This is a genomic window from Pseudomonas sp. NPDC008258 (assembly GCF_042956345.1).
Classification (GTDB): Bacteria; Pseudomonadota; Gammaproteobacteria; order Pseudomonadales; family Pseudomonadaceae; genus Aquipseudomonas.
Genome location: NZ_JBIBGE010000022.1, coordinates 35,265 through 53,623, shown reverse-complemented (window position 1 = coordinate 53,623; position 18,359 = coordinate 35,265). Strand labels below are relative to the sequence as shown.

At 62.2% G+C, this 18,359-nt stretch carries 18 protein-coding genes; all 18 read left to right on the top strand.

Annotated elements, in window-relative coordinates; translation table 11 throughout:
* Window positions 1-192: 192 nt before the first annotated feature.
* The 18 genes from ACFY9W_RS18345 to ACFY9W_RS18260 all read left to right on the top strand — a co-directional run bounded on the left by ACFY9W_RS18345 (window position 193) and on the right by ACFY9W_RS18260 (window position 18,336).
* Window positions 193-1,065, top strand: coding sequence for a flagellin domain-containing protein (locus ACFY9W_RS18345; protein ID WP_060499580.1), 873 nt, complete (start codon window positions 193-195; stop codon window positions 1,063-1,065).
* 72 nt (window positions 1,066-1,137) lie between these two features.
* Window positions 1,138-1,494 (top strand): flagellar protein FlaG, encoded by a 357-nt coding sequence (locus tag ACFY9W_RS18340; protein ID WP_391132712.1) that lies wholly within the window; start codon window positions 1,138-1,140, stop codon window positions 1,492-1,494.
* Window positions 1,495-1,570: 76 nt separating this feature from the next.
* On the top strand, window positions 1,571-2,983 hold the full coding sequence (gene fliD / locus ACFY9W_RS18335) for a flagellar filament capping protein FliD (protein ID WP_391132709.1): 1,413 nt from the start codon (window positions 1,571-1,573) through the stop codon (window positions 2,981-2,983).
* 133 nt (window positions 2,984-3,116) lie between these two features.
* Window positions 3,117-3,512 (top strand): flagellar export chaperone FliS, encoded by a 396-nt coding sequence (gene fliS / locus ACFY9W_RS18330; RefSeq protein ID WP_391132706.1) that lies wholly within the window; start codon window positions 3,117-3,119, stop codon window positions 3,510-3,512.
* Window positions 3,513-3,526: 14 nt separating this feature from the next.
* Window positions 3,527-3,823 carry a flagellar protein FliT gene (locus ACFY9W_RS18325; RefSeq protein WP_391132703.1) on the top strand — a complete coding sequence of 99 codons (297 nt, stop codon included), beginning with the start codon at window positions 3,527-3,529 and terminating at the stop codon, window positions 3,821-3,823.
* Between the two features lie 167 nt (window positions 3,824-3,990).
* Window positions 3,991-5,466: a transcriptional regulator FleQ gene (fleQ, locus tag ACFY9W_RS18320; RefSeq protein ID WP_391132699.1), complete on the top strand. Its 1,476-nt coding sequence runs from the start codon at window positions 3,991-3,993 to the stop codon at window positions 5,464-5,466.
* A gap of 211 nt (window positions 5,467-5,677) precedes the next feature.
* Complete coding sequence (locus tag ACFY9W_RS18315; RefSeq protein ID WP_391132696.1) at window positions 5,678-6,895, top strand: ATP-binding protein; 1,218 nt, start codon at window positions 5,678-5,680, stop codon at window positions 6,893-6,895.
* Window positions 6,895-8,247: a sigma 54-interacting transcriptional regulator gene (locus ACFY9W_RS18310; RefSeq protein ID WP_391132695.1), complete on the top strand. Its 1,353-nt coding sequence runs from the start codon at window positions 6,895-6,897 to the stop codon at window positions 8,245-8,247. Before ACFY9W_RS18315 ends, ACFY9W_RS18310 begins: the two co-directional genes overlap by 1 nt.
* A gap of 231 nt (window positions 8,248-8,478) precedes the next feature.
* Complete coding sequence (gene fliE, locus ACFY9W_RS18305) at window positions 8,479-8,811, top strand: flagellar hook-basal body complex protein FliE (protein WP_003254438.1); 333 nt, start codon at window positions 8,479-8,481, stop codon at window positions 8,809-8,811.
* A gap of 15 nt (window positions 8,812-8,826) precedes the next feature.
* A complete protein-coding gene (fliF, locus tag ACFY9W_RS18300; RefSeq protein ID WP_391132692.1) occupies window positions 8,827-10,605 on the top strand; it encodes a flagellar basal-body MS-ring/collar protein FliF in 1,779 nt (592 codons plus the stop codon).
* The gene (fliG, locus tag ACFY9W_RS18295) at window positions 10,598-11,617 is read left to right on the top strand and encodes a flagellar motor switch protein FliG (protein WP_391132690.1); all 1,020 of its coding nucleotides are present in this window, start codon (window positions 10,598-10,600) and stop codon (window positions 11,615-11,617) included. Before fliF ends, fliG begins: the two co-directional genes overlap by 8 nt.
* 182 nt (window positions 11,618-11,799) lie before the next feature.
* A complete protein-coding gene (gene fliH / locus ACFY9W_RS18290; RefSeq protein WP_391132688.1) occupies window positions 11,800-12,579 on the top strand; it encodes a flagellar assembly protein FliH in 780 nt (259 codons plus the stop codon).
* Entirely contained in the window at window positions 12,569-13,924 is a 1,356-nt protein-coding gene (fliI, locus tag ACFY9W_RS18285) for a flagellar protein export ATPase FliI (RefSeq protein ID WP_391132686.1), read from the top strand. Before fliH ends, fliI begins: the two co-directional genes overlap by 11 nt.
* A 6-nt stretch (window positions 13,925-13,930) precedes the next feature.
* Complete coding sequence (fliJ, locus tag ACFY9W_RS18280; protein ID WP_391132684.1) at window positions 13,931-14,383, top strand: flagellar export protein FliJ; 453 nt, start codon at window positions 13,931-13,933, stop codon at window positions 14,381-14,383.
* 216 nt (window positions 14,384-14,599) lie between these two features.
* Window positions 14,600-14,905, top strand: a complete 306-nt coding sequence (locus ACFY9W_RS18275) for an STAS domain-containing protein (protein ID WP_391132682.1) — start codon at window positions 14,600-14,602, stop codon at window positions 14,903-14,905.
* An 8-nt stretch (window positions 14,906-14,913) separates the two neighbouring features.
* Entirely contained in the window at window positions 14,914-16,605 is a 1,692-nt protein-coding gene (locus tag ACFY9W_RS18270; protein ID WP_391132680.1) for a SpoIIE family protein phosphatase, read from the top strand.
* A gap of 48 nt (window positions 16,606-16,653) precedes the next feature.
* On the top strand, window positions 16,654-17,001 hold the full coding sequence (locus ACFY9W_RS18265) for an Hpt domain-containing protein (RefSeq protein WP_391132678.1): 348 nt from the start codon (window positions 16,654-16,656) through the stop codon (window positions 16,999-17,001).
* Between the two features lie 72 nt (window positions 17,002-17,073).
* The gene (locus tag ACFY9W_RS18260) at window positions 17,074-18,336 is read left to right on the top strand and encodes a flagellar hook-length control protein FliK (protein WP_391132676.1); all 1,263 of its coding nucleotides are present in this window, start codon (window positions 17,074-17,076) and stop codon (window positions 18,334-18,336) included.
* Window positions 18,337-18,359: the final 23 nt, after the last annotated feature.

The following is an 18,359-nucleotide window of genomic DNA, read 5'->3' as shown; positions in this document are numbered from 1 at the left end:
TTAATCTGACGCCTGTAAATTGGCGTCAAGTCCTTGTTTTCATTGGGCTGGCATGATGCCAGTAAAATTTTTTGAAAATCCGCTAAAGCAAGACGCCCTGACGACGATAACTATTACGAAGGTTCTCTGTGCCACCTCCGGCGAATTGCCAAGGCCGGAAGCCGTAGTACCCAATCCAACGAGGAATTCGTCATGGCTTTGACTGTAAACACCAACACCACCTCCCTGGGCGTTCAGAAAAACCTGAACCGGGCTTCCGATGCGCTGGCCACTTCGATGACTCGCCTGTCCTCCGGTCTGAAAATCAACAGCGCCAAAGATGACGCTGCCGGCCTGCAGATCGCTACCCGCATGACTTCGCAGATCCGTGGTCAGACCATGGCGATCAAGAATGCTAACGACGGTATCTCCATCGCCCAAACTGCTGAAGGTGCGATGCAAGAGCAAACCAACATGCTGCAGCGTATGCGAGAGCTGGCTATCCAGGCTCGAAATGACTCCAACAGCTTTAAGGATCGTGATGCGCTGAACGGCGAGTTCAAGTCGATGCTCGACGAAATTAACCGTGTAGCAGGAAGCACCGAGCTTAACGGTAAGAAGCTCTTGAATGGTGATGCTAAGACCATGACCTTCCAGGTCGGGTCGAACGGTGGCTCTGGTAACCAGATCGACATTACATTGAGCGCGGCTGTAGATACGTCGTCTTCCGGTGTTCTGTCTGCACTGGGTTCCAACTCCAGCATTGCCATGACTGGCTCTGCCATGGCTGCAAGTGACTACGATGCTTTGTTCCAGAACGTAATTACTGGCATTGACGATGCTTTGCAGAACATCAACACCACCCGTGCTGACCTGGGTGCTGCCCAAAACCGTCTGACCAGCACCATCAACAACCTGCAGAACATCAACGAAAACGCCGAAGCTGCCCGTGGCCGCGTGCAGGACACCGACTTCGCCGCTGAAACTGCCCAGCTGACCAAGCAGCAGACCCTGCAGCAAGCTTCGACTTCGGTTCTGGCTCAGGCCAACCAGCTGCCATCGGCAGTTCTGAAGCTGCTGGGCTAATCTGTCTGGCAGTCTTCAGCGGGGGAGTGCATGTGTTGCGCTTCCCCGCTTTTTCGTTGAGAGGTGGCAGAGATGGACATGAGCCTCAAATTGAGCCTGTCTTATCAGGCGGCGCGGTCACAAGAACAGGTTGCTGAAAAGTCGGTTAGTCGGACGGCAGAGGTTTCTGCCGAAACTTCGCAAAGCGACCCGGCCAAAGTGCAGGGCGTGGACGATGTAAAGAATGCCGTTGCCGAAATCGAGAAATTTTTAAGTGAAAGTCGCCGTAATCTGCAGTTCTCCACCGACGAGGAGTCCGGCAAGATTGTGGTAAGGGTCATCGCCAGCGACAGTGGTGAGTTGATTCGCCAGATCCCCTCCGAGGAGGCTTTGCGGATTGCTCATAGCCTGAGCGATGTCAATAGTATTCTGTTCGACGCCAAGGCCTGATTGGCGACGGACACCAATGTTGTAAGTGGCGTGAGCCTTGCAGGAGCAGGGCGCGCAATGATGAGAGGAAAACAGCATGGCAAGCCCGATTCTTCCCTCTACTGGCCTGGGGTCTGGTCTTAATATTTCCGAGATCGTCAAGGCGCTGGTTCAGTCCGACACTGCTGCCAAGCAAGCGCAGATCACGCGGCAGACCAGCAATAATAGTGCGATGGTTTCGGGTATTGGTGCGCTGCGCAGTGCGCTGACAGCGTTCCAAAGTGCTATGAAGAAGCTCAATGACGCTTCTGCGCCGTCCTTCAATGCGTATGCGGCGACGTCCTCCAATGATAAAGCTGTAAAGGTGACTTCAAGCAATTCGGCAGTGGCCGGTAGCTATGATATCGAGGTCTCCAAGTTGGCGACTGGCTCGAAGGTGGCTAGTCAGCAGTTTGCTGAGGGCGCTAGCAAAGCGATTAGTGAAGGTGTCTTGACCATCGCGGTAGGTGATCCGGATGACGGGGGCAAGAGCTACACTCTCGATATCGGGTCAGGTGCCACGCTGCAGAGCGTGCGTGACCAGATCAACAAAGAGCTGGGTGCCAGTGGCCTCAGTGCCAACATCGTCAATGCTGAGGGCGGCGCGCGCCTGGTATTGTCGTCCTCTGTCACGGGTGCAGGGTCAGACTTGGTGCTGTCCGGCGTTCCTGAGCTGGAAATCGATGGCGGCAAGTCAATGGCAGAAAACGCCAACGGCGCCGGTTATATGTCTGGGCCGGCCCAAGATGCGGAACTGACCATCGATGGCTTGAAGGTTACCAGTGCTTCCAACAAGCTTGAGGGCGCGATCAGCGGCATGAGCCTGGAGTTGCTGAGCGAAAGCTCAACTGCCAAGGTTACCGTGGCGCCTAACAATGATGGCCTGAAAACCTCGGTTCAGGCATTTGTGGACGCCTACAACACGCTACAGAAAACCGTCACTTCGCTGACCTCGACCAGTCGTGATGAGGACGACAATCTGGTTTTGGGGCCTTTGACCAACGATCCGACTACCCGCTCGTTGTTGGGTGATCTTCGCAAAGTGTTTACCGAAATTGGTTCGGGTGATCAGCTCACGACGCTGGGTCAGCTTGGTATCAACACTCAGAAAGACGGCACCCTCGAGTTCAGCAGCACCAAGTTCACTGCAGCGCTGGATGACAAGAAGCTGGGTACAGAAGTGCAGGAGTTGTTCACGGGTACCAACGGTATATTCGAGCGAATGAACAAGGCCATTGATCCCTATAACGGGACAGATGGCAGCCTGGCTAGTCGAAACAACAACCTCAGTGATGTGGCCAAGAATCTCACTGCTCAACAAGCAGCTCTGGATCGCCGCACCGAGTCTCTGACCGAATCGCTGACCAAGAAGTACGTGGCCCTCGATACCGCCCTGGGCAAGATGAAAGCCCAGGCCGACCAGATCACCTCGATCTTCGAGGCAATCAACGCCCAAGCCAAGAAGTCCTGATTAACTGAGCCTGCCAAAAGCCCGGCGGCGTCCACGAGACGCCCCGGGCTTTTGGCTTTTCCCCTAAAGTTCTTTGACGTACAGGCGATACAGCGGGTACAAGCAATTTTTTACCGCAGCATGAGGCAGATCCATGAACCCGATGTTGGCCCTTCGGCAGTACCAGAAAGTCAACGGCGCGGCGCAGACGTCCGAGGCCAGCCCGCACCGTCTGGTGCAAATGCTCATGCAGGGTGGTCTTGATCGCATGGCGCAGGCTAAAGGTGCCATTGCGCGCAATGACATCGCGCAGCGAGGCATCTTGATCGGCAAGGCCATCGACATCATTGGTGGTCTGCGTGAAGGCCTTGATCTGGATAACCACGGCGATAGCCTGGCCGAACTGGACAGTCTGTACACCTACATGAGTCGCCGCCTTATCGAAGCCAACGTCAACGCGGACCCGGCCATCATCGACGAGGTCGCGCGCCTGCTGATCACTGTGAAGGAAGGTTGGGACGCAATCGGCGATCAATCGTCGGCTTCCTGATAAAGGAGCATGACATGAGCGAAGTAATCGCCCGCATCGAACAGACCCGCGACATGCTGCTGGCGGCGCTGGCCGAGCGCGACTGGGAAGCGGTGGGGGAGCTGGACCTGGAATGCCGCTTGCGCATCGGTGACATGGTGTCCGAAGCCAAAGGCCATGAGGCGGATGTCAGTGCCAGCCTCGAGCAATTGTTGGCCGTATACCGCCAGCTAATCGAGGTTGCAAGTGGTGAGCGTCAATCCTTGGTCGACGAAATGACGAAAATCCGTCAGGCGAAGAACGCGGCAAAGGTATACCATTTGTTCACCTGACCACCGATGTTGCAAAAAGCCGTGCGCCATTAATTTGACTGACCGGTGTTTTTTGACTTTACTAGTGGCTGTTTTCGAATTTCAGACGTCCGAACACTGACCACTCAGTCGGAATGATGTCGAGCACGCCCGCAGGGCGCCGATATGACTAGGGAAGTTGCTATTGCATGTGGCGTGAAACCAAGATTCTGCTGATCGACGACGACAGCGCACGGCGCCGGGACCTGGCGGTGGTGCTCAATTTTCTCGGCGAAGAAAACCTCGCTTGCTCAAGCCAGGACTGGCAGCAGGTGGTCGAGGCGTTATCTTCCAGTCGCGAAGTGTTGTGTGTACTTATTGGTACCGTGAACGCATCGGGCAATCTCCTTGGGCTGCTTAAGACAGTGGCTGCCTGGGATGAGTTCCTTCCGGTCATGCTTTTAGGTGAAATTTCTTCTGCGGACTTCCCGGAAGACCTTCGCCGCCGAGTGCTTTCCAACCTGGAAATGCCGCCAAGCTACAGCCAGTTGCTGGATTCGCTGCACCGTGCCCAGGTCTACCGCGAGATGTACGACCAGGCGCGCGAGCGTGGTCGTCAGCGCGAACCCAACCTGTTCCGCAGCCTGGTCGGCACCAGCCGTGCCATTCAGCATGTGCGGCAGATGATGCAGCAAGTGGCCGATACCGACGCCAGCGTGCTGATCCTGGGCGAATCGGGTACCGGCAAGGAAGTGGTGGCGCGTAACCTGCACTACCACTCCAAGCGCCGCGAGGCGCCGTTTGTGCCGGTCAACTGTGGTGCCATCCCGGCCGAGCTGCTGGAAAGCGAGCTGTTCGGCCACGAGAAGGGCGCCTTTACCGGGGCCATCACCAGCCGTGCCGGGCGATTCGAGCTGGCCAATGGCGGCACCCTGTTCCTCGACGAAATCGGCGACATGCCGTTGCCGATGCAGGTCAAGCTGTTGCGCGTGCTGCAGGAGCGCACCTTCGAGCGCGTGGGCAGCAACAAGACCCAAAGCATCGACGTGCGTATCATTGCCGCGACGCACAAGAACCTCGAAACCATGATCGAGGACGGCACCTTCCGCGAAGATTTGTACTACCGGCTGAACGTGTTCCCCATCGAGATGGCGCCACTGCGTGAGCGGGTGGAAGACATCCCGCTGCTGATGAACGAGCTGATCTCGCGCATGGAGCACGAAAAGCGCGGTTCGATACGTTTCAATTCGGCATCGATCATGTCGCTTTGCCGTCACGGCTGGCCGGGCAACGTGCGCGAATTGGCCAACCTGGTCGAGCGCATGGCGATCATGCACCCGTACGGTGTGATTGGCGTTTCCGAGCTGCCGAAGAAATTCCGCTACGTCGATGACGAAGACGAGCAGATGGTCGACAGCCTGCGCAGCGATCTGGAAGAACGCGTGGCCATCAACGGCCATGCGCCAAGCTTCAGCAATCATGCCATGCTGCCGCCCGAAGGCCTGGACCTCAAGGACTACCTCGGTAGCCTGGAGCAGGGCTTGATCCAGCAGGCGTTGGACGATGCCAACGGTATCGTTGCGCGCGCAGCTGAACGTTTGCGTATTCGCCGTACCACTCTGGTCGAGAAGATGCGCAAGTACGGCATGAGTCGCCAGGGCGGCGAGGATCAGGCCGAGGATTGAAGTCTTGTGGTCGCCTGTGCCGGCCTCTTCGCGGGCAAGCCCGCTCCCACAAGTACAGCGCAGGCCCTGAGCATTGCGCAGTCTCTGTGGGAGCGGGCGTGCCCGCGAAGAGGCCCTCACGGCCAACCCAAACCCCCATCTCCGGCACGGCTATTGCTTTACCGCTGGCAACACACCGTTTTTATGACGGTCAGCCACGCGAGAGAGCACGATGCCCCAGGCCGCCCACGTATCCCGAGCCCCCAATCAGCAGGGGCAAACCCCGGTCGAGCAGGACAGCCACCAGGGTATCGAGCACGCCTTCGCCCTGTTCAATCAGGTGTCCAGCCAGCTGAGCCAGTCCTACAGCCTGCTTGAAGCCCGGGTCAGCGAACTCAAGGGCGAGCTGGCCGTGGTCAGTGCACAGCGCATCGACGAACTCAGCGAAAAGGAACGCCTGGCCAACCGCCTGCAAAACCTGCTGGACCTTCTGCCTGGCGGGGTGATCGTGATCGATGGCCAGGGGCTGGTGCGTGAAGCCAACCCGGCTGCCTGCGAATTTTTGGGCGAGCCGCTGATCGGCCAGCTCTGGCGCCAGGTAATCGCTCGCAGTTTCGCCCCGCGCAAGGACGATGGCCATGAAGTCTCGCTGCGCGACGGCCGCCGCCTGTCCATCGCGACCCGCTCGCTGGACGCCGAGCCCGGCCAATTGGTGCTGCTCAACGACCTGACTGAAACCCGTCGCCTGCAAGACCAGCTGGCCCGCCACGAGCGGCTGTCGTCGCTGGGGCGCATGGTCGCCTCGCTGGCGCATCAGATCCGCACGCCGCTGTCGGCCGCCATGCTCTACGCCAGCCACCTGGCCGACAGCGAACAAGGCCTGAGCGTGGAAACCCGCCAGCGTTTTGCCGGTACCTTGAAGGAGCGCCTGCACGAGCTGGAGCACCAGGTGCGCGACATGCTGGTGTTTGCCCGTGGCGAGTTGCCGCTCAATGACCGGGTTACCCCAAAGGCATTGTTCCAGGCCTTGCAACAGGCGGCCCAGTCGCATGTGCAGGGGCACGCCGTACGCTGGCAGTGCGACAGCCACCTGGGTGAGCTGCTGTGCAACCGCGACACGTTGGTAGGTGCAATGCTCAACCTGATCGAAAACGCCCTGCAGGCCAGCGACGGCCCGGCGCGGCTCAAGGTGCATCTGTTCCGTCGCGAGCGCACCCTGCACCTGTGCGTAAGCGACGCTGGCAGTGGCATCGACGCAGAGTTGCTCGCTCGCCTGGGCGAGCCATTCCTCACCACCAAGGCGACCGGTACCGGCCTGGGGCTGGCCGTGGTCCAGGCGGTGGTGCGTGCGCACCAGGGCGCGATCAGCCTGCGCTCGAAGCTGGGCCGCGGTACCTGTGTGCGGGTGGAATTACCGTTGATCGACGGACTATTGGCGGAGGGCGCGTAATGGTCAAGGTGCTGCTGGTCGAGGACGACCGCGTATTGCGCCAGGCGCTGGGCGACACCCTGGAAATCGGCGGCTTCGCCTACCAGGCGGTGGGCAGCGCCGAGGAGGCACTGGAGGCTGTGCTGGACGAGGCGTTCAGCCTGGTGGTGAGTGACGTGAACATGCCTGGCATGGACGGGCACCAACTGTTGGCACAGCTGCGTCGCCAGCAACCTCAGCTGCCGGTGTTGCTGATGACCGCGCACGCCGCCGTCGAGCGCGCCGTCGAGGCCATGCGTCAAGGCGCTGCCGACTACCTGGTCAAGCCGTTCGAACCCAAGGCGTTGCTCAGCCTGGTCGAGCGGCATGCTGCCGGGCGAGTGGCTGACGATGAAGGCCCGGTGGCCTGCGAGCCTGCCAGCCGCCAGTTGCTGGAGCTGGCTGCGCGGGTGGCGCGCAGTGAATCGACGGTATTGATCTCCGGTGAGTCCGGTACGGGCAAGGAAGTGCTGGCGCGCTACATCCACCAGCAATCGCCGCGGGCGGCGCAGCCCTTTGTGGCCATCAACTGCGCGGCCATTCCCGACAACATGCTTGAGGCCACCCTGTTCGGTCATGAAAAGGGCGCCTTTACCGGCGCCATCGCGGCCCAGGCCGGCAAATTCGAGCAGGCGCAAGGCGGCACCTTGCTGCTCGACGAGATCTCGGAAATGCCGCTGGCCTTGCAGGCCAAGCTGCTGCGTGTGTTGCAGGAGCGCGAGGTGGAGCGGGTAGGTGGGCGCAAGCCGGTCAGCCTCGATATTCGCGTGCTGGCTACCACCAACCGTGACTTGGCGGGCGAAGTGGCGGCCGGGCGCTTCCGTGAAGACCTCTACTACCGGCTTTCGGTATTCCCCCTGGCCTGGCGGCCGCTGCGCGGGCGCCCGGGTGACATCCTGCAACTGGCCGAGCGCCTGCTGGCGCGCCATGTGGCCAAGATGAAGCACGCCCCGGTGCAGCTATCGCCACAGGCGCGCGCTTGCCTGCAGGCCTATGCCTGGCCGGGCAACGTGCGTGAGCTGGACAACGCGTTGCAGCGGGCGCTGATCCTGCAGCAGGGTGGGGTGATCGAGGCGGCGGATTTCTGCCTGGCTGGCGTCATTCCATTGTCAGCTGGCACTGAGCCATCACGTGAGATGCCAGCTGAGGCCAGTGGGCTGGGCGATGACATGCGCCGGCATGAATACCAGATGATCATCGATACCCTGCGCACCGAGCGTGGCCGCCGCAAAGAGGCGGCCGAGCGCCTCGGCATCAGCCCGCGCACCTTGCGTTACAAACTGGCGCAGATGCGCGATGCCGGCTTCGACGTCGAGGCCAGCCTGTTCGGCTGAGGAGCAACTCACTTCGCTGCAGCGCGGTTCCCTGTGGGAGCGGGCGCGCCCGCGAAGAATCCAGCGCGGTGTCCAGCACCGGCTGCGCCGGTGTTCGCGGGCACGCCCGCTCCCACAGGGGCCGTGTGATGGCACACGCCTTAGTTGCCAAGGCTGGCACCTTTGTTGCTTTACGTAGGCTATCCGCCGCATGAGTGTCAAAAAAATGTGGCCGCAGGAGAGAGAAAGGTCATGAGCCAAGGTGTTGAATTCAATCGTCTGATGCTGGACATGCGGGCCATGCAGGCCGATGCCATGTCGCTGCCGAAAGTCACGGCTGCCCCCGAGCTGGCACCTGGCCAGAGTACCTTTGCCGACATGCTCGGCCAGGCCATCGGCAAGGTGCATGAGACGCAGCAGGCCTCGACCCAGCTGGCCAACGCCTTCGAGATCGGCAAGAGCGGCGTCGACCTTACCGACGTGATGATCGCTTCGCAAAAGGCCAGCGTTTCGATGCAGGCCATGACCCAGGTGCGCAACAAGCTGGTCCAGGCGTACCAGGACATCATGCAGATGCCGGTTTGAGGACGGACGTAAACCATGGCTGAAGCAGTCGTCGAAAACGCCCCTGCCAAAAGCGGCAAGCCTGCGTCCAAATCGCCGGTGCCGGGCATGGCGTTTCTGGAAAACATCGCGCAGATGCCCATGCTGCGTCAGGTTGGCCTCATGGTTGGCCTGGCGGCCAGCGTGGCGATCGGCTTTGCCGTGGTGCTGTGGTCGCAACAACCCGATTACCGTCCGCTGTACGGCAGCCTGTCGGGCATGGACACCAAGCAGGTCATGGACACCCTGGCCGCTGCCGATATCCCCTATAACGTGGAGCCCAACTCGGGCGCTCTGCTGGTCAAGGCCGACGACCTCTCCCGTGCGCGCCTGAAACTGGCAGCCGCCGGCGTGGCGCCCAGCGACGGCAATGTCGGTTTTGAACTGCTCGACAAGGAGCAGGGCCTGGGCACCAGCCAGTTCATGGAAGCCACCCGCTACCGCCGCAGCCTGGAAGGCGAGCTGGCGCGTACTGTGTCCAGCCTGAACAACGTGAAGGCTGCCCGCGTGCACCTGGCGATTCCGAAAAGCTCGGTGTTCGTGCGTGACGAACGCAAGCCCAGTGCCTCGGTATTGGTTGAATTGTACCCGGGCCGCGCCCTGGAAGCCGGGCAGGTGATGGCCATCGTCAACCTGGTCGCCACCAGCGTGCCGGAGCTGGACAAGTCGCAGGTCACCGTGGTCGACCAGAAGGGTAACTTGCTGTCCGAGCAGCTACAGGACTCTGCCCTGACCGAAGCCGGCAAGCAGTACGACTACAGCCGCCGCGTGGAAAGCATGCTTACCCAGCGTGTGCGCAACATCCTGCAGCCGGTGCTGGGCAATGACCGTTACAAGGCTGAAGTGTCTGCCGACCTGGACTTCAGCGCCGTCGAATCGACCGCCGAGCAGTTCAACCCCGACCAGCCTGCGCTGCGCAGCGAGCAGTCGGTCGACGAGCAGCGTGCCAGCAGCCAAGGCCCGCAAGGCGTGCCCGGCGCGCTGAGCAACCAGCCGCCTGGTGCTGCCTCGGCTCCGCAAACCACCGGTGGCGCAGCCACTCCGGCTGCCGCCATCCAGCCTGGTCAGCCACTGGTGGACGCCAACGGCCAGCAGATCATGGACCCGGCCACCGGTCAGCCGATGCTTGCGCCGTACCCGTCGGACAAGCGCCAGCAAAGCACAAAGAACTTCGAGCTGGACCGCTCCATCAGCCACACCCGTCAGCAGCAGGGGCGCATGACCCGCCTGTCGGTGGCGGTGGTAGTGGACGATCAGGTCAAGGTCGACCCGGCTACCGGCGACACCACCCGTGCGCCATGGGGCGCCGAGGACCTGGCACGCTTTACCCGCCTGGTGCAGGACGCGGTCGGCTTCGATGCCAGCCGTGGCGACAGCGTAACGGTAATGAACGTGCCGTTCGCCGCTGACCGTGGCGAGGAAGTTGCCGAAATCGCGTTCTACCAGCAGCCGTGGTTCTGGGACATCGTCAAGCAGGTGCTGGGCGTGGTGTTCATCCTGGTGCTGGTGTTCGGCGTGCTGCGGCCGGTGCTCAACAACATCACAGGGGGCGGCAAGCAGGCTGCCTCGGATAGCGACATGGAGCTGGGCGGCATGGTGGGGTTGGATGGCGAACTGGCCAACGACCGCGTCAGCCTGGGTGGCCCGACAAGCATTCTGCTGCCTAGCCCGAGCGAGGGTTATGAGGCACAGCTCAACGCAATCAAAGGCCTGGTGGCCGAAGACCCGGGCCGTGTAGCCCAGGTCGTCAAAGACTGGATCAACGCCGATGAGTGATAACCGAGCCGTTACCGCCAAGCTGAGCCGCGTGGACAAGGCGGCGATCCTTCTGCTTTCGCTGGGCGAAACCGATGCGGCCCAGGTGCTGCGGCACATGGGCCCCAAGGAAGTGCAGCGGGTGGGCGTGGCCATGGCGCAGATGGGCAATGTGCACCGTGACCAGGTTGTGCAGGTGATGAGCGAGTTCGTCGACATCGTGGGCGACCAGACCAGCCTGGGCGTGGGCTCCGATGCCTACATCCGCAAGATGCTCAACCAGGCGTTGGGCGAGGACAAGGCCAACGGCCTGGTCGACCGCATCCTGCTGGGTGGCAACACCAGCGGGCTGGACAGCCTGAAATGGATGGAGCCGCGTGCGGTCGCCGACGTGATCCGCTACGAGCACCCGCAGATCCAGGCCATCGTGGTGGCCTACCTCGACCCCGATCAGGCCGGCGAAGTGCTGAGCAACTTCGACCACAAGGTGCGCCTGGACATCGTCCTGCGTGTATCCTCGCTGAACACCGTACAGCCGGCAGCGTTGAAGGAGCTGAACCAGATCCTCGAGAAGCAGTTCTCGGGCAACTCCAACGCGGCGCGCACCACCCTGGGTGGCATCAAGCGTGCTGCCGACATCATGAACTTCCTCGACAGCTCCGTGGAAGGTGCGCTGATGGACGCGATCCGCGAAGTCGACAGCGACCTGTCGGAGCAGATCGAAGACCTGATGTTCGTCTTCAACAACCTGGCCGACGTCGACGACCGCGGCATCCAGGCGCTGCTGCGCGAAGTGTCGTCCGACGTGCTGGTGGTGTCGCTCAAGGGCGCCGACGAGCGGGTCAAGGACAAGATTTTCAAGAACATGTCCAAGCGTGCCTCGGAGCTGCTGCGCGACGACCTGGAGGCCAAGGGGCCGGTACGGGTCAGCGACGTGGAAACGGCGCAGAAGGAAATCCTCACCATCGCGCGCCGCATGGCCGAAGCCGGCGAGATCGTGCTCGGTGGCAAGGGTGCCGAGGAAATGATCTGATCAAGCAGGTCAGGTAAAGGAATTGTTGGGGCTGGTGCGGTCCTTGTGGGAGCTGGCTTGCCGGCGATGAGGCCGGTCCAGGAATCGGCGTTGTCTGGCAAGGGCTGCGCCCTTGATCGCCGGCAAGCCAGCTCCCACAGAGGCCCGTGTGGGTCAAACAAGCTTGTTGAGTATTTGAAAACATGCCCACCAAAGAACACCACCCCAGCGACCTGATCCGCGCCCGCGACCTCGAGGGCGTGGATGTGTGGACGCTGCCCAGCTTCGATCCGGAGCCGGAGCCCGAACCCGAGCCCGAACCCGAACCTGAAGTTGTTGAAGAAGTCGAGGAAGTGCCGCTGGAGGAAGTCCAGCCGCTGACGCTGGAGGAGCTCGAAGCCATCCGGCAGGAAGCCTACAACGAAGGCTTTGCTACCGGTGAGCGCGAGGGCTTTCACAGCACCCAGCTCAAGGTTCGCCAGGAGGCTGAAGAGGCCCTGAACGCCAAGCTTGGCAGCCTCGAACAGTTGATGGGCCACCTCATGGAGCCGATCGCCGAGCAAGACACGCAGATCGAGAAAACCCTCGTACACCTGGTGGCGCACATGACCCGCCAGGTCATCGGTCGCGAATTGCGTAATGATTCCAGCCAGATAACCCAGGTGCTGCGCGAAGCCCTCAAGCTGCTGCCCATGGGCGCGGACAATATCCGTATTCACCTTAATCCGCAGGATTTCGAGCTGGCCAAGGCGCTGCGCGAACGCCATGAGGAAAGCTGGCGGCTGCTTGAAGACAGCGCGCTGCTGCCCGGTGGCTGCCGTATCGAGACGCTTCACAGTCGCATCGATGCCACCATGGAAACGCGCATTGAAAAAACCGTCGCGCAACTGTTCGATCAACTGCATGACCACGCGCTGCACCCGGCAGCGCCGGATATGTCGGTAGACCTGGACACCCCCGTGGAAGCCACTGATGCACCTTGAACGCACAAGCTTCGGCAAGCGCCTGGGCAGTTACGCCGAGGCTATCGAGCTGCCGGCCCAGCCCGTCGTCGAAGGCCGCCTGCTGCGCATGGTCGGCCTCACCCTGGAGGCCGAAGGCCTGCGCGCAGCAGTGGGCAGCCGTTGCCTGGTCATCAACGACGACAGCTACCACCCGGTACAGGTCGAGGCCGAAGTCATGGGCTTTGCCGGGCCAAAGGTGTTCCTGATGCCGGTCGGCAGCATCGTCGGCATCGCCCCCGGCGCCCGCGTGGTGCCGCTGGATGACGGTGGCCGCCTGCCCATGGGCATGAGCATGCTCGGCCGGGTGCTGGACGGTGCCGGCCGTGCGCTGGATGGCAAGGGCGGTATGAAGGCCGAGGACTGGGTGCCGATGGACGGCCCGGTCATCAACCCGCTCAACCGCGACCCCATCAGCAAGCCGCTGGATGTGGGTATCCGCAGTATCAATGGGCTGCTCACGGTCGGTCGCGGTCAGCGCCTGGGCCTGTTCGCCGGTACCGGCGTGGGTAAGTCGGTGTTGCTGGGCATGATGACCCGCTTCACAGAAGCGGAAATCATCGTGGTTGGCCTGATCGGCGAACGGGGCCGGGAGGTGAAGGAGTTCATCGAGCATATCCTTGGTGAGGAGGGCCTGAAACGCTCGGTGGTGGTGGCTTCGCCTGCGGACGACGCGCCGCTCATGCGCCTGCGCGCCGCCATGTATTGCACGCGTATTGCCGAGTACTTTCGCGACAAAGGCAAGAACGTGCTGCTGCTGATGGATTCGCTAACCCGTTTCGCCCAGGCTCAGCGGGAAATTGCCTTGGCCATCGGCGAACCGCCGGCTACCCGGGGTTACCCGCCGTCGGTGTTTGCCAAGCTGCCCAAGCTGGTGGAGCGGGCGGGTAACGGTGAGCCGGGCGGTGGTTCGATCACTGCGTTTTACACGGTGCTGTCCGAAGGCGATGACCAGCAGGACCCGATTGCCGACTCGGCGCGGGGTGTGCTCGACGGCCACTTCGTGCTGTCACGCCGGCTGGCCGAGGAAGGCCATTACCCGGCCATTGATATCGAAGCCTCGATCAGCCGTGTGATGCCCCAGGTGGTCGATGCTGATCATTTGCGTCAGGCGCAAAAGTTCAAGCAGTTGTGGTCGCGCCTGTCGCAAAGCCGTGACCTGATCAGCGTGGGCGCCTACGTGGCCGGCGGCGACCCGGAAACAGACCTGGCCATTGCCTTGCAGGCGAAGCTGGTAGCGTTTTTGCGCCAGGGCTTGCAGGACAACGAGGGCATGGCGCAGAGCCGCGAACAGCTAGGGGCGATCTTCACGCCCCCGGCGGGCTGATAGGCCATGGCGCAACCTGGCCGCGCCGCACGCCTGGCGCCAGTGGTGGACATGGCTGAAGAGGCCGAGCGCAAGGCAGCGCAGCGCCTTGGGCACTTCCAGCAGCAAGTGGCCATGTCCCAGGCCAAGCTGGCCGAGCTTGAGCGCTTTCGCGAGGATTACCAGCTGCAATGGATCAATCGTGGCGGGCAGGGCGTGAATGGCAGCTGGCTGGTCAACTACCAGCGTTTTCTCGGGCAGCTGGAAACGGCCATGACCCAGCAGCGCCAGAGCCTGGTCTGGCACCAGAACAACCTGAACAATGCCCGTGGCGTATGGCAGCAGGCCTATGCCCGGGTGGAGGGGTTGCGCAAGCTGGTGCAGCGTTACATGGACGAAGCCCGGCGCGCCGAAGACAAGCGTGAGCAGCGGTTGCTGGATGAATTGTCCCAGCGCTTGCCCCGGCAAAGCCATTTCTGAGTCTGTATTGGCCCCTTGTGGGAGCGGGCGAGCCCGCGAACACCGGCAAAGCCGGTGCCATCCACTGCGTTGCCTGTTTCGCGGCGGTTCGACGCCTCGACGCGCCCGCTCCCACATCAGGCCGTGCTGCATGCGGGGCCGTGTGCTTGCCACCCCCGCCATCGCCTGCTAAACCTTAATGGAGTTGCATTCGCCATCATCGAAGGAATCGCTAGCATGGCAGTCGAGACTGATTTTTCGCAGGACGGGAAAAAGCTGACGATCAAGATCAAGGGGCGCTTCGATTTCGGCAGGTATCAGGAATTTCGTGAAGCCTACGAACGCCAGGATAAAAAGCCCGATTCGGTGGTCGTCGACTTGAGGGACACCACCTACCTCGATAGCTCCGCGCTCGGCATGCTGCTGTTGCTGCGTGACCATGCGGGCGGCGATGAGTCGGACGTGCGTGTGGTGCACGCCAGCTCCGATGTGCGCAAGATTCTCGCCATCTCCAACTTCGAAAAACTCTTCGATATCAGCTGAGCGCCGACATGCCGGCCGAACAGGCGTTGACCGTGCTGGTCGCTGAAGACGGTGCCGCCGACCGCCTGCTGCTTGCGCAGATCGTGCGCCGTCAGGGGCATCAGGTATTCACCGCAGAAAACGGCGAGCAGGCGGTGGCGCTGTTTGTCGAGCAGCGCCCGCAGCTGGTGCTGCTGGACGCGCTGATGCCGGTCATGGACGGTTTCGAGGCGGCGCGGCAGATCAAGGCCCTGGCTGGCGAGGCTCTGGTGCCCATCATCTTCCTCACCTCGCTGAACGAGGAGGAAGGCCTGGTGCGCTGCCTGGAGGCCGGGGGTGATGACTTCATGGCCAAGCCCTACAGTGCGGTGATCCTCGGCGCCAAGATCCGCGCCATGGACCGCCTGCGCCGGCTGCAGGCCACCGTGCTGGCGCAGCGCGACCAGATTACCCGCCACCACCACCACCTGCTCAACGAGCAGCGCGTGGCCAAGGCCGTGTTCGACAAGGTCGCCCATTCTGGCTGCCTGTCTGCCCCCAACATTCGCTACCTGCAATCGCCCTATGCGTTGTTCAACGGTGACCTGATGCTGGCCGCGTTCACGCCGGCCGGCGACATGCGCGTGCTGCTCGGCGATTTCACCGGCCATGGCCTGCCCGCCGCCGTGGGGGCCATGCCGCTGGCCGAGGTGTTCTACGGCATGACCGCCAAGGGCTACGGCATGGCGCCGATCCTGCGCGAGATGAACGCCAAGCTCAAACGCATCCTGCCCGTGGACATGTTCTGCTGTGCGCTGCTGCTCGACCTCAACCTGCAGCGCAGTTGCGTCGAGGTGTGGAATGGCGGCATGCCCGATGGCTATCGCTTGTCGGTGGATGGCCAGGTGCTGTCATCGCTGTGTTCGCAGCACCTGCCACTGGGCATTCTGGCTGCCGAGCGGTTTGATGACAGTACCGAGGTGCTGCCATTGGCGCCGGGTGAGCGCCTGCTGCTGCTGTCGGACGGCGTGCTCGACACCGCCGATGACCAGGAGCGCCTGTTCGGGGTGCAGCGCCTGCGTGCGGTGCTGGCCGAGAATCGCGACCCGGTGCACTTGTTCGACGAAGTGATGCAGGCGCTGGAGCGTTTTGGCGGGCAGCCGCGTGATGACATCAGCCTGTGCGACATCCGCATGTTCAGCGCCGAGGAGCGGGTGCCAGCGCCAATGATCTACTCTGATAGCGGCCGCTCCAGCCCGCTGGACTGGTCGCTGGGCTTCGAGGTGCGTGGCGAGAGCCTGAAACGCTTCAATCCCATACCCTACCTGGTGCAGTTGTTGCAGGAGATTCATGGCCTGCGCGCACGTACCGGCAACTTGCACAGTGTCCTCAGCGAGCTGTACTCCAATGCGCTGGAGCATGGCGTGCTGGGCCTGGACTCGAAGCTCAAGCGCGATGTGCACGGTTTTGCCGAGTACTATCAGGAGCGTGCCCGGCGCCTGGGCGTGCTGGCTGACGGTTTTGTGCGTATTGATTTCAAGGTTGAACCGCATGGCGACGGCGGGCGTCTGAGTATCCAGGTGCGCGACAGCGGTGACGGTTTCGATGTGTTGCGCGTGCTTTCGCGGCCATCGCTGGACCAGGGGCTGAGCGGGCGTGGCCTGACACTGGTGCAGCGGCTGGCAAGCGACGCGCGCTGGAGCGAGGGCGGGCGCTGCGCGCATGTGGAGTTCGTATGGTGAGCCACTGGGTGGCTCGGGCATAATCTGGCTTGATCAAGGAGTGAACAAGTGACTGACATGCATATCGACCACAAGGTACTCCGTGACCTGCGTGAGGTCATGGAGGATGGCTACCTGCAGTTGGTGCAAACATTCCTCGACGACTCCGAGCGGCGGCTGAGCCAGCTGCACGCGGCCAAAAGCGCCGAAGAGCTCGGTGCTGCTGCCCACAGTTTCAAGGGCAGCAGCAGTAATATGGGCGCAGTGGCATTGGCTGACCTGTGTCAGCAGCTGGAAGAACGCGCGCGGCGGCCCCCGCTGTATGGTATCGAAGACCTGATCAACCGCATCGACCAGGAATATGTCGAGGTGCAGCACTTCTACCGCGGTGAGCAGGAGCGGATTTCTGCAGGCTGACAGGCGAGTTGGCGCGAGTTTTGCCTCTGTATGGCCGGATGACTTTTTTGTTTCTGGCGCGGAGACCGCTCAATGCCTGTCGCACCCAACCCTTTGTTGCAAGCCAACGCCATCGCAAGCACCTCGCGTTCGGCCTCCGCGCAGGCGGATAAACCGGCGCAGGCGCTGGGTGACAAGGGCGACGGCTTTGGCCTGGTGATGGCCAGGCAAGGGCGTGACAAGGCCGCCGGGCAAGATGACAAGGTTGCCCCGGCCAAGCCCAAGGACAAACCAGAAGCGGCAGCGGGTGGCAAGAAAGACGCTGCCGACAAAGGCGCCGTTGCCGATGACGGCAACAAATTGCCAGCAGACGATTCGGCGCAGGCTGATACAGGGTTGCGCGATGCCAGTCTGGTGGCTGGCCAGGTTACCGATGCCCAGCCCGGCGCTCAGTTGATCCAGGCCCAGGCCGAGGCAGTTGCGCCAGTGCTGCAAGCCGCCACGGCGCAGGCGTCGCTTCCGGCGCTGCCCGAAGCAACTGCTGGCGAAGAAACCTTTGACCCTGATGCCGACCCCCTGGCCAATCTGCCAACCCTGCGCCTGGCGCTGGAGCACAGTGCCCAGGCCAAGGGTTCCACTTCGGCACATGCCCTTGACCCTTCCCAGGCACAAGGCGAGGAGGGGCAGGCAGCCGTCAATACCTTGGCGAATCTGGTCGAGAATGCCGAGGGTGAAGGGGGTGAGCCGGGTGACAAGGCGTTCGGTGCCTTGCTCGAAGATGGCTTGAAAGACACCAAGAGCGCCAGCAGCGACACCCGCATCGATGATTTCGCCAACCGCCTGGCCAGCCTGACCCAGGCTGCCACGGCCAAGACCGCCAACGCCGTGCCGGTCAATGCTGGCCCTTTGCACCAGCCACTGCCGATGAACCAGGGCGCCTGGGCGGAGGGCCTGGTCAACCGGGTCATGTACCTGTCCAGCCAGAACCTCAAGTCGGCCGATATCCAACTGGAGCCCGCCGAGCTGGGCCGCCTGGACATTCGCGTCAATGTAGCGACGGACCAGTCGACCCAGGTCACCTTCATCAGCGGCCACGCCGGTGTGCGTGATGCCCTCGACAGCCAGGTACACCGCCTGCGCGAGCTGTTCGCCCAGCAGGGGCTGGCCCAGCCGGATGTGAACGTGGCCGACCAGTCGCGTGGGCAACAGCAGCAGCAGGGGCAGGCGCAGGGCAGCAACTTGTCTGGCGTAGCCGCGCGGCGGGCGGAGCAGGGTGGGGGTGAGGTGGTGGACAGCGCCCGGCCTGTGGAGCAGCAGGTGATTGTCGGCGACAGTGCGGTCGATTATTACGCCTGACCCAGTTTTTTGCTGTGCCGGCC